Source organism: Mesorhizobium sp. M1312 (assembly GCF_040318115.1).
Taxonomy (GTDB): domain Bacteria; phylum Pseudomonadota; class Alphaproteobacteria; order Rhizobiales; family Rhizobiaceae; genus Mesorhizobium.
The window spans coordinates 58,538-70,285 of the sequence record NZ_JAMYLQ010000012.1; the positions used below are offsets into that span (position 1 = coordinate 58,538).

An 11,748-nucleotide genomic window follows, 5' to 3' on the forward strand; every position below is an offset into this window, starting at 1 on the left:
CGCTGGATGAGATGCTCAATCCCACTGCCCGCGCCACGGGCCTGGAGGCGATCAAGCTGGCTCGGCGGCGCGAGCAGCGCAAAAACCTTGTCCTGATGCTCACGGCCAGAGACAGCCTGCAGGACAAGGTCGAAGGGCTGAAGGGTGGCGCCGACGACTATCTCACCAAACCCTTCGCCTTCGACGAACTGATCGCGCGGATGGAACCGCTGCTTCGTCGCGGCACCAGCGCAGGCGCAGACCCGGTGCTAAGGGTCGGTGACCTGTTGCTCGATCCGACCAGCAAAAAGGTCTGGCGCGGCGAGCGCGAGATCAGCTTGACGGCCAAGGAATTCAGGCTTCTCACCTATCTGATGTCGCATTCCGGCGCCGTCATCAGTCGTACGCGCCTGCTCAACAACGTTTGGGATCTGAGCTTCGACCCGGAAACGAAGGTGGTCGATGTCTACATACGCTACCTTCGTCGGAAGATCGATTGTGCAGGGGAGCGGCCGCTTATCAAGACCGTGCGCGGCTTCGGTTACGAGATTTCGGCTTGAAGCAAGCTGTCGGACGTAAGAGCAGCTCTTACCCCCTCTAACCGCGCTTGCCAAAATCTAATCCGGCGTTCTCCAAATATAGCCAAGCTCCGGCGAGGTTTTAGCCGGCTGTCCATACTTGGTGCGTCTCGCCCCTTGGTTGGGAGCATATCAACCTCACCGGCATTTATTCCTCTGGCGAGCCGCGAAATCTCGTCGACGGATACATGCCGCTGCGCCTGTCAAAGGGGATTGCGCGAGCAGCGTAAGGCCGATCGACAATCGGCTGACCTAGCTCAGTGTTCGTAGTCTGTTCTTTCTTAGTATGTCCGCGGGAACAGTTCTTGTTTTCGCTCCTGTTCCAAAAAAACCTCAGAACTTGTGTCGGATTGGTCAGGACCGGTTCGTCCTTGGGCATGGATCGACACTCCAACCACAAGGATAAATCGATATGCCCAGTACCGTACGCCTGCACCGCGTCCTGGCAACCAGCCCGGAAAAAGTCTACCGCGCTTTCCTTGAGGCGGACGCGCTCGCGAAATGGCTACCGCCCAACGGCTTTACCTGCACGGTTCATCATCTGGAACCCAAAGTCGGCGGCATATTCAAGATGTCGTTCCGCAACTTCACAACGGACCAAAGCCACGCGTTTGGCGGCGAATATGTCGAGCTCGTTCCGGGCGAACGCCTGCGCTATACGGACAAGTTCGACGATCCTAACTTACCCGGCGAGATGCAGGTGACTGTGATATTGAAGAAAGTATCAGTCGGCACGGAGCTGGATATCACGCAGGCAGGTGTTCCGGACGTCATTCCAGCTGAGGCTTGTTATCTCGGTTGGCAGGACTCGCTACGAAACCTGGCAAGGCTCGTCGAACCGGAGATCAATCAATAGAGCATCATCCCGAGGACGCGGGGACGGCATGAAAAAGGCGGGAAATTTTCCCGCCTTTTGGTCGCTGTCGTCCGATCAATGCAGGCGGCCGCTGGCGTGGGCAAGCATCGTATAGACCTTGCCGGTGTCTGACGTCAGGTAGGTCTGCGCCATCATGTTGTCGCGGTCGTTGCGCGACACATCCTTGAGCAGCTTTTCGAAATCGTCGCAGTAACGGTCGACGGCGGCGCGGAATTCCGCCTCCATCTGATATTTGCGACGGATCTCGTCGAAAGTCTGCTGGCCCTTCAGCGTGTAGAGACGCCGCGTGAACACGTCACGCTCGCCGCGCCGGTAGCGGTCCCAAAGCTCGATCGAGGCGTCGTGATCGATGGCGCGGGCGATGTCGACGGAAAGCGAATTGAGCGACTCCACGACGTGAAGCGGCGAGCGCTGGGCCGGTGCCGAGCGTGGCGCTTCCGAAGGTGCAGCGGGCTTGGCGCCCTCATCGCGCGATGCCCCGGTCAAGAGATCGCGCACCCAGCCGCCCTGCGGCGTACGGCCATTGGGGTCGCGCTGGCGCGGCGCCGTCTCAGCCGGGCGTTCCAGGTCGAGCGCGCCGCGCAGTGCGGTGTCACCCGATGGCGCCTGCGGGGCACGAGGTTCGGGTTGCTGGGCCGGAGGACGGCGCAGCGGCTCGGTGGCGCGCGCGGCAGGAGCTTGCGGCGCAGGACGCAGGTTGCGCGGCTCCGAGGAATCGGTGCTGCGGCCCGATTTCGCAACGATTTCAGATAGTTCCTTCAGCGCGTTGATCTGCTCGGAAACGGCGCGGCGGATGGCCGTGGTCGATTCCTTTGCCTCTTCCGGCATCTCGATGACGCCCTTCTTGAGCTCGGCGCGGGTGAGATCGAGCTCGCTCTTGATCGAGCCGGCGGTGCGCCGCATCTCCTCGGTCGCGTCGGCGAAGCGCTTCGTTGCCGAATCGACGACATCGGCAATGGCGGTTCGAATCTTGTCCGCCGACTCCAGCGTCTTCCCTTCGGCGTTCTGCAACGTCTGGCCGACCAGATCCTCGAACGAGCGCATGACCTTTTCGAGATCCTCCGACTTCTTGACCAGGCCGACGGCGAGGTCCTCCAGCGACGATTGCCTTTCCAGCGTGTGTTCGAGGTTGCTCTGGGCCGAGCTCAACAGATCCGAAGCACTGGACAGCAACCGGCTGTGCTCGTCGAACTTGGTGGCGATCGAGGCAACCTCGCGCAAGGTCGCGGATGACAGCTCGGTAAGCCGTGTCGTGTTCGAATCGACCAGGCGCGCCGAGCTGGCGAAGGTCTGCGCGGCTTTTTCCGTCGTCGCGGCAAAGCTTTGCGTGCTGCCGGTCAGGCGTTCGTCGACCTGGCCGAGATTGGCCGCCGCCTGCTCGATCAACTGACCGAGCTGCGAGCTCGAGGTGCTCATGCGTCCGATGAGATCGGCGACACTGTCGGCGAGCGTCGAGCGCGCGCCTTCGATGGCCGACAATGTTTCGGCCGTGCGGCTGGCGAGCGCATTGACGAGGGTGGCGTTTTCACTGCGCAGCTTCTCGGTGGCGCGTTCGGTCACCTCTTCCATGCTCTTTTGCAGTTCCGAGCCGCCCTGGGCGAAGCGCTCGACCAGCGGCCGTGCCGTTTCGTCGAGGATTTTCGAGATCTCGGCCGAACGTGCCGCAAGCATGGTGTTGAGCTCGCGGGTGTTAGTGCCGATGGTCTTCGCTGCGTCGTTGGTGCTCTGGCCGATATGCTGGCCGACCGCAGTGAAGGTTTCGGCGATCGAGTTGGCGCGCGAAATAAGTTGCGCCTCAGCGGTCGAAACCTGCTCGTTGAGCTTCTGGCCTATCGTTTCGGTGGTGTAGACGAGACGGTTTTCGACGCCGGCAACCTGCTCCTCGACGCGAGCTGCCGCAGCCGCCGCGCTGGATGCCAGGCGCTCGTCGGCGCCGGCGAGTACCTGCTCGATTTCACGGGCGTGGACAGCCAGTTCCTGACCGGTCTGCCTCGCACGTTCGGCAACCCGCTGCTCGGTGCTGGCAAACGCCCCGACGATGTTGTCGGCATGTTCTCCGATCGTCGACGAGCTGTCTGCGATACGGGACACCAGACGGTGATCGGCCTCGTCGAAGATACGGCCGATTTCGGACGCGCGGGCCGACAGCGCTTCCGAACCTTCGGCGATGCGCGAGATCAGCTGCTGGTCGGCGGCATCGAAAATGCGGCCAAGGTCCGATGCCCGCGCTGCTAGCGCTTCGGCCGATTCGCCGATGCGCACGCCGAGCCGTTCGTCGGCGCCTTCGAAATTGCGCAGGATGTCGCCGGCGCGTGCCGCCAGCGACTGCGCCGTTTCGACCGCGCGGGCAACCAGCTTCTGGTCCGCCGCATCGAATGTACCGGCGATCTCGCTGGCACGAGCGGCCAGCTGGTCGGCCGTTTCCTGGGCGCGCGTCAGCAAGGAGTTCGATGTGTCGTCGACACGGGCCATGATTGCGCTCGATGTATCCTCGGCCCGGGCAATGAGCGCGCTCGACGTGTCTTCGGCACGCGCGGCGAGGCGGCGATCCGCCTCCTCGAAGGTGCGGGCGATATCCTCCGCCCTGGCGAGCAAGGCGGCAGAGGTCTGCTCGGCACGTTCGGCGATCTTGCGATCGGCGTCGCTGAACGCCGCGCCCGCCTGCTCATGCAGCGCGCTGGTGACTTCCATGACCTTTTCACGCAGCGCTCCCGCAACGAAGACGGCGCTCTTTTCGAGCACGCTGCGGACGTTGTCGACACCGGTCGACAGCGCGCGCTCCATGGTTCCGGCGCGCTCCTCGATGACGCCGGTCTGGCGGCTGAACGCCTGTTCGATCTTTTCGACGTTGGCGGCAATGGCGTCCGAGATGTCGGTGCTTCTGGCGCCGATCTGATCGATATGGCCGGACAGGGAACGGTCGACTTCCTTGCGCGTATCGGCGAGCTTGGAGAGATCGTCCTCCAGCGCACGGGTCAGGGCGTCGCGGCCTTCGGCCAGCTTGCCGACATGCCCGGCGATGATGTCGTCCACCTCGCTGCGGCTCGCTGCAATTTTCTGCAGGTCTGCTTCCAGCGCGCGTCTAAGGATATCGCGGCCTTCGGCCAGTTTCTCGACTTGGCCGGCAACCAGCCCGTCGATGCTCGACCGGCTTTCCGCCAGCTTGGCGAGATCGTCTTCCAGCGCCTTGGACAGGATCGAGCGGTCCTGGATGAGCTTCTCGGCGTGGCTGTTTACGAGACCGTTGACGCTGCCGAGATCGGCCTCCAGCGCCCGCGCAAACTCTGCACGATTGTCGGTCAGCTGCTGGGACTGGTCGGCGACGACACCCTTGATGGTATTGAGGTCTGCTTCCAGGGCGCGTCTGAGAATGTCGCGGCCTTCGGCCAGCTTCTCGACCTGGCCGGCAACCAGCCCGTCGATGCTCGACCGGCTTTCCGCCAGTTTGGCGAGGTCGTCTTCGAGCGCCTTGGACAGGGTCGAGCGATCTGCGGCGAGCCTGTTCATGTGATCGGAGACAAGGCCGTTCACATTCTGCAGGTCGGTTTCCAACGCTCGCGACAGTTGGCCACGATCTTCCGCCAGCTTTTCGGACTGGCCTGATATGACGTCCTTGATCGTGTTGAGATCGGATTCCAGCGCGCGCTTGAGAATGTCGCGGCCTTCGGCCAGCTTCTCGACCTGGCCGGTAACCAGACCATCGATGCTCGACCGGCTTTCCGCCAGTTTGGCGAGGTCGTCTTCGAGCGCCTTGGACAGGATTGAACGGTCCTCGGCGAGTCTGTTCATGTGATCGGAGATAAGGCCATTCACGCTCTGCAGGTCGGTTTCCAACGCCTTGGAGAGCTGACCACGGTCTTCCGCCAGCTTTTCGGACTGGCCTGATATGACGTCCTTGATCGTGTTGAGATCGGATTCCAGCGCGCGCTTGAGGATGTCGCGGCCTTCGGCCAGCTTCTCGACCTGACCGGCGACCAGCCCGTCGATGCTCGCGCGGCTGTCCGCCAGCTTGGCGAGGTCTGCCTCGAGCGTCTGCGAAAGCAGGCTGCGATCGTCGGCGAGCCTGCCCGAATGGTCCTCGATCAAGCCTCGGATCCCGGACAGGTCGCTTTCAAGCGAGCGCGAAAGCAGGCTGCGGTCCTCCGCCAGTTTGGCGGAATGGCTCTCGATGAGATCCTTGATGCCGACAACGTCGGTTTCCAACGCCTTGGCGAGAATGGCGCGACCTTCGGCGATCTTCTCGACCTGACCGGCGACCAGGCCGTCGATGCTCGCGCGGCTGTCCGCCAGCTTGCCGAGATCGGCCTCGAGGGCGCGTGAAAGAATGCTGCGGCCTTCGGCGAGCTTGCCAACGTGACCGGCAACCATTTCGTCAATGATCGTGCGGGCTTCTACAAGTTTTCCGGAGTCTTCGTTCAAAGCCTGTGAAAGCCTGTTACGGCCCTCTTCGAGCCGTTCGAGATGGCTGCCGAGCGAAGCATCGATGGTGGCGCGCGACTCGTTGACCTTGCGCAGATCCTCTTCGAGGGCGCGCGAGATCAGGTTGCGGCCTTCGGCAAGCTTCTGCACCTGGTCGGTGACAGCCGCGTCGATGCCGGCGCGGCTTTCGGCGAATTTCGCCAGATCGGCCTGCATGGCCGCCGCCATGCGTTCGCGGCTTTCGGAAAGCTTGCGGCTGTGGTTCTCGACGGCTTCTTCGATGCCGACGCGGGCATCGGCAAGCCGCTGGATGTCGGCGTCGAAGGAGCGCGACACCACATGACGGGCCGCTTCCATGCGCCCGGCGAAATCGCCGGCGCGTGCTTCAAGCATGGACGAAGTCGACGAAACGATGTCGGCCATGTCGGCGCCGATCTGGGTCTTGCCCTGATCGATCATCGCCGACAGCGTCTCTTTGCTCTCCTGGAAGGTATGGGCGATTTCGCGCGCGCGCTCGACCAGCGTCTCGTTGATCTGGCGTGCGCGAGCCTCGAGCGCGGCGTTGAGCTTCTGGGTGCCGGTGTCCAGCGCCTCGGCGCGGGTCTGGAATTCACTGATCAGCGCCTGGCCGCGTTCGGCCAGCGTCCGCTCGATGCCGTCAAGGCTGGCTTCAAATTCGGAGTTGAGCGTACGCGCTGCGCCGCCGAGCAGCGACACCATGCCGGAGGTCCGATCGTCGAGCAGATCGGTCAGCGACCGCGTGAGGCCGTCGGTCGTGTCCGTCAGCTTGGCGATGCGTGTATCGAGAAGGCTGGCGAAGGCTTCGCCGGAGGTCGACAGCCGGTCCGTGATCGATTCGAGCCGGCCCTCCACCGAATCGAAGATCGACAGCGAGCTTTGGTTGATCCTGTCGATCAGCGTGTCGCCGGAATTGGTGATCGTCATCGACAGGTTGGTCGAGGCGTTGAGGATGCTGTCGCGAATGATGTCGCTGGCAGCCCCGATTTCGTCCTTCAGCGTCTCATGCGCGCCGGTGATCGAGGCGCGCACGCGTTCGGCGTGGGTGACCACCGCTTCGCGCTCGCTGCCCAACCCGTCGACAAGCGAGCGGATACGCGATTCATTCTCCGAGTAGGAGCGTTCGATCTGGTTCACCTCGCTGTGGACCAGGGTTTCGAGCTCGACGGCCCGCGCAAGCGTGCGCTCGATGCCTTCACCCATGGCCGCCACCTCGCGGCGGACGGCTTGCCCGATCATCATGACGCGATCCTGGGCGACATTTTCCGGCTCGGTCAGGCGGAAGGCCACTTCGGTCATCGACTGAGCGGCGATACGCATTTCCTGCGCGCGGCGAATCATGGCTGCAAACGCCCAGAACAGGAGGACGGGCAGGATCGCAGCGATCGCCAGGCCGATCAGTTCGGGACGGGCGAAAAATTGGTCGGGCGTGCGGATTTGCCAGATGCCTGGCCCAAACAGCAGATTAGCCAATGCACCGGCGCCCGCGATCCAGGCGAGCGAAACGAGCGCCACGACCCAATAGATCGTGTTCGAGGCACGCCGATTGAGGGTGTGCAGCAGCGTCTTGTAGTCTTTTTGGCGAGGGTCATTGGCCGGGGTGAAGCCGGCCGGCTGCGTGCCATTGCGCGTTTCCACAGGGCGCAGCAGTTCAGCCGGCTTAGCCTTTGCCGCGGGCCTTGCTTTCTGGTCCTCGGCTTTCTGATCCTGGTTGGCGGCTGGCTCCGTCTTCTGAATCTGGTTGACGACAGGTTCGGCATTCTGGCTCTGGCTGGCGACAGGCTCGGCATCCTGGTTACGGCCTTCGCGTGCCAACTCGTCGGCGGCTTGCGATATCTGCGCTTCCAGATCTTCCATCGACGCTGCGATGTCGAGGTCGCCACCAGCATCCCCGTTCAGATCGATATCAAGCGCTTTTTCGAGTTCCCTGGCTACGTCGTTGTCGAGCGTTCTTGTCGTCGTTGTTTTCTTCGCCATGCCTTCGCTACCCTGTACAAGCTGCCGCGGGACTTATTGTGCTTTTCGTGTACCCACGCAAGAGGCTGAAAATGACCTGTCGTATCGTAATGACACACCGGGGTAAAGAAAACATGCATTCGGCGTGATACGTAAAACTTTAAATATAAGGTTAACGAAACTGTGATTCCGACGCCGTTATCGCAACATTTTTCCGGGCCAATCATTAACCCGGCGTCCACAGGAAAGGCCTATTTTTTCGCGACAGTCGAAGAACGGAGTTGCAGATTCATGCGTGGCGAAAACGGCATTGCCTTCTCGATGCCCGGCGGCGATGTGTCGGGAACGGCCGGGTCGCGACCGGTGGACCTGGCGCATCTGGCGCGTCAGACGATGGGCGACCGCAGCCTCGAACAGGAGGTGCTGGCGCTGTTCGTGCAGCAGGCGCTGTCCGTTCGCGACAGGATCGTCGACGCCGATGTGGGGCAGAGACTGCTTCTGGCGCACGGGCTGAAAGGTTCGGCGCGCGGCGTCGGCGCCTTCGCTATCGCCGATTGCGCCAGCGCGATCGAACTTCAACCTGAAGATACCAATACACTCAAGCGGCTTGGCTCCCTGATCGAAGAAGTCCGCGATTTCGTCGCCGCCATCAGCCGTTAAACCGATTTCCGAAAAAAACGGCACAGAACGCCGCTTTCGCGCGGCAGTTGACTTGTCTGCTGGAGTGATTATCTCGGCTGGAACTCCCTTCAGGTGACAAATGACCAAGCTGACCTTCATCGCCCATGACGGCACACATTTTGACGTGGATGCCGAAAATGGCTCGACCGTCATGGAGAACGCGATCCGCAACGCAGTGCCGGGGATCGAGGCCGAGTGCGGTGGCGCCTGCGCCTGCGCGACCTGCCACGTCTATGTCGACGAGGCATGGACGGCGGAAGTCGGCGAGCCGGAAGCGATGGAAGAGGACATGCTGGACTTCGCCTACGACGTCCAGCCGAACTCACGGCTCTCCTGTCAGATCAAGGTGCGCGATGCTCTCGACGGCCTAGTTGTGCGCGTGCCCGCCCGCCAGGGCTGAAGCGTGAAGGCTGAAGCGCTAGATATAGCCGATTTTTGCGGCTCCGGCTTGGCAGCGGGCCAATGGTCATGCAGTGTCGCGCCGTTCTCTACAGCGCCGCGCGTCCTCTTGGGCGCGCAAGAGACGCTGTAGCACCGTGATTTGGCGCATGATCCCCAGCGAAAATCGATTTCGATTTTCGGAGTCGTGCGGATTGAAGGGGCATTCATGACCGATATCACCAGGACGGACGTATTGATTGTCGGGGCAGGACCTGTCGGCCTGTTCGCCGTGTTCGAGCTCGGCCTCTTCGACATGAAATGCCATCTGATCGACATACTCGATCGGCCCGGTGGGCAATGCGCCGAACTCTATCCTGAAAAGCCGATCTACGACATTCCCGGCCAGCCATCGATCTCGGCGCAGGGCCTGGTCGACAGGCTGCTTGAGCAGATCGCGCCGTTCAAGCCCGACTTCACCTTCAACCGCATGGTCTCAAGCCTCGAAAAGCTCGAGGACGGCAGCTTTCGCGTCATCACCGACGAGAACGAGGTGTTTGAAGCCAAGGTTGTGGTTATCGCCGCCGGCGGCGGTTCGTTCCAACCGAAGCGGCCGCCGATCCCGGGCATCGAGCTTTATGAGGGCAAGAGCGTCTTCTACTCGGTTCGCCGGATGGAGGAATTCCGCGGCCACGACCTCGTCATCGTCGGCGGCGGCGATTCGGCGCTCGACTGGACGCTGAACCTGCAGCCGGTGGCCAAAAGCGTGACGCTGGTCCACCGGCGGCCGGAGTTCCGCGCAGCACCCGACAGCGTCAACAAGATGTACGCCATGCAGGAGATGAAGGAGCTGGATTTCCAGGTCGGGCAGGTGACGGGACTGACCGGCGCCGACGGCCAGCTTTCCTCCGCGACCATCAAAGGCCCCAGCGGCGATATCGAGGTGCCGTGCACGCGGATGCTGCCGTTCTTCGGCCTGACCATGAAGCTAGGACCGATCGCCGAGTGGGGGCTCAATCTTCACGAGAACATGATCCCGGTCGACACCGAGAAATTTCAGACATCGGTACCGGGCATTTTCGCCGTCGGCGACATCAACTGGTACCCCGGCAAGCTGAAGCTGATCCTGTCGGGCTTTCATGAGGTCGCCCTGATGGCGCAGGCGGCCAAGCGCCTCGTCAGCCCCGGCGAGCGCATCGTATTTCAGTATACGACGTCGTCGACCAGCCTGCAGAAGAAGCTCGGCGTCGCCGGCTGATGCCCATTCCTACTCCGCGAGAATCGACCTTACCATTTGGCCTAAGCTAACCCGGCAGCCGGCCGTTCTCGATGCGCTCCATGCGATAGCGCAGCAGCCGCAGGATGCGGCTTTCGAAATTGATGGTTTCGACGCGATCGAATTGCATCTGGGCCCGGTCGTGCTTGGCAAGAATAGCGGCGGCGATTTCCGCGGCCTTGGCCTTGGCCTCCTGGCAGGTCTTCTGTGGATAGGTCGCCTTCAGCGCATCCTCGAGGTCGCGGGCATGGTTCTTGGCGATCTCGACATGGCGGTCCTCATGGCGCTTGATGTCGGCGGACAATGTGTCCCAAAACAGCCTTACGCCCGCATCAGCCTTGCGCGAGCGGCGCCACTCGGGAAGGATCACCTTGACCTTGAGGGTGACGTCGGCGTCGGCAATCGCGCAGGAATTCGATTTTTCCGCATAGCTGACGCGGGTGGTGAACGCCATTTGCGTGGCGCCTGGATGCCGCATCCCGGTGCTTTTCACCTGAGGTCCAAGTTTCGTAAGCTGGGATCCGATATCATCGAGCGTTCTGCCGCCGATGCTGAAATAGCTATATGTCTTTACCAAACTCGCCGTGCCCGCCGGCAGGGCGGAAAAAGCGAGCATCAGGGCGCAAACCAGTGATCGTTTCATCATGTTGCCTCTTTGCCTACCTTGCGCTACGGCCGTTGCCGGCGCAACGGAATTGATCTTTGGCGGATCACACATGGTTGATCGACAATGACGACAGGGCGATGGCAGCTGGCGCATGGACGCCATCTCGACCTCGGCGGCAACGCGGTGATCGTCGGTATCCTCAATATCACGCCGGACAGTTTTTCCGACGGCGGGCTGTTCTTAGCGCCCGAACAGGCGATCGCCCAGGCGCGCCGGATGGTGGAAGAGGGGGCCTCCGTCATTGACGTCGGTGGCGAATCGACACGCCCCGGAGCATCCCCGGTTGCCATCGAGGAAGAGCGGGCTCGCGTGCTGCCTGTCATCGAGGCGCTCGCCGGGCTTGGCGAGACGCTGATTTCGGTCGACACCTATCGCGAGGATACCGCCCGGCTTGCCGTCGCCGCCGGCGCCCATATCGTCAACGATGTCTGGGGCCTGCAACGCGAACCAGGCATCGCGCTGGTCGCGGCCGAAACCGGCGCCGGGCTTGTCATCATGCACACCGGGCGTGACAGGCAAAAACTGCCCGACGTGATCCAGGATCAGTTTTTCTTCCTCAGGAAGTCCCTCGAGATCGCCCGAGGAAGCGGCGTTACCGACGAGCAAATCGTGCTCGATCCAGGCTTTGGCTTCGCCAAGGAAACAGCGGAGGAAAACCTCGACCTGATGGCACGGTTTACCGAGCTCAATGCGTTGGGCTTTCCGCTGATGGCCGGCACATCGCGAAAGCGCTTCATCGGCGCCGTTACCGGCCGCGACGCCTCGGCAAGAGGCGCCGGAACAGCGGCGACGAGCGTCATACTGAGGCTCAAGGGCGCGCAGCTTTTTCGCGTCCATGATGTCGCAATCAATGTGGATGCGTTGGCGCTTGCCGATGCTATGCTAGCGCGTGAAACCACCGCATAGGTTCGAAAATCAG

The 11,748-nt window shown here is 62.1% G+C and carries 8 protein-coding genes; 6 read left to right on the plus strand and 2 right to left on the minus strand.

Annotated features, from left to right (window positions below; translation table 11 throughout):
- Positions 1-11: 11 nt before the first annotated feature.
- Positions 12-539 carry a winged helix-turn-helix domain-containing protein gene (locus tag NKH36_RS15955; protein ID WP_352959141.1) on the plus strand — a complete coding sequence of 176 codons (528 nt, stop codon included), beginning with the start codon at positions 12-14 and terminating at the stop codon, positions 537-539.
- A gap of 430 nt (positions 540-969) precedes the next feature.
- Positions 970-1,413 carry an SRPBCC family protein gene (locus NKH36_RS15960; RefSeq protein WP_352959140.1) on the plus strand — a complete coding sequence of 148 codons (444 nt, stop codon included), beginning with the start codon at positions 970-972 and terminating at the stop codon, positions 1,411-1,413.
- Positions 1,414-1,488: 75 nt separating this feature from the next.
- On the opposite strand, the gene NKH36_RS15965 is transcribed toward NKH36_RS15960, so the two are convergent.
- Positions 1,489-7,848 carry a kinesin gene (locus NKH36_RS15965; RefSeq protein ID WP_352963210.1) on the minus strand — a complete coding sequence of 2,120 codons (6,360 nt, stop codon included), beginning with the start codon at positions 7,846-7,848 and terminating at the stop codon, positions 1,489-1,491.
- A gap of 270 nt (positions 7,849-8,118) precedes the next feature.
- On the opposite strand from NKH36_RS15965, the gene NKH36_RS15970 reads away from it, so the two are divergent.
- From NKH36_RS15970 to NKH36_RS15980, 3 genes are all read left to right on the plus strand, one after another.
- Positions 8,119-8,487, plus strand: a complete 369-nt coding sequence (locus NKH36_RS15970; protein WP_352959137.1) for an Hpt domain-containing protein — start codon at positions 8,119-8,121, stop codon at positions 8,485-8,487.
- Between the two features lie 100 nt (positions 8,488-8,587).
- Positions 8,588-8,908, plus strand: a complete 321-nt coding sequence (locus tag NKH36_RS15975; RefSeq protein WP_006334837.1) for a 2Fe-2S iron-sulfur cluster-binding protein — start codon at positions 8,588-8,590, stop codon at positions 8,906-8,908.
- Between the two features lie 207 nt (positions 8,909-9,115).
- A complete protein-coding gene (locus tag NKH36_RS15980) occupies positions 9,116-10,144 on the plus strand; it encodes an NAD(P)/FAD-dependent oxidoreductase (RefSeq protein WP_352963213.1) in 1,029 nt (342 codons plus the stop codon).
- A gap of 46 nt (positions 10,145-10,190) precedes the next feature.
- Here NKH36_RS15980 and NKH36_RS15985 read toward each other — a convergent pair whose 3' ends face one another.
- Positions 10,191-10,808, minus strand: a complete 618-nt coding sequence (locus NKH36_RS15985; RefSeq protein WP_352959134.1) for a DUF922 domain-containing Zn-dependent protease — start codon at positions 10,806-10,808, stop codon at positions 10,191-10,193.
- Between the two features lie 84 nt (positions 10,809-10,892).
- On the opposite strand from NKH36_RS15985, the gene folP reads away from it, so the two are divergent.
- Positions 10,893-11,735, plus strand: a complete 843-nt coding sequence (gene folP, locus NKH36_RS15990) for a dihydropteroate synthase (protein ID WP_352959132.1) — start codon at positions 10,893-10,895, stop codon at positions 11,733-11,735.
- Positions 11,736-11,748: the final 13 nt, after the last annotated feature.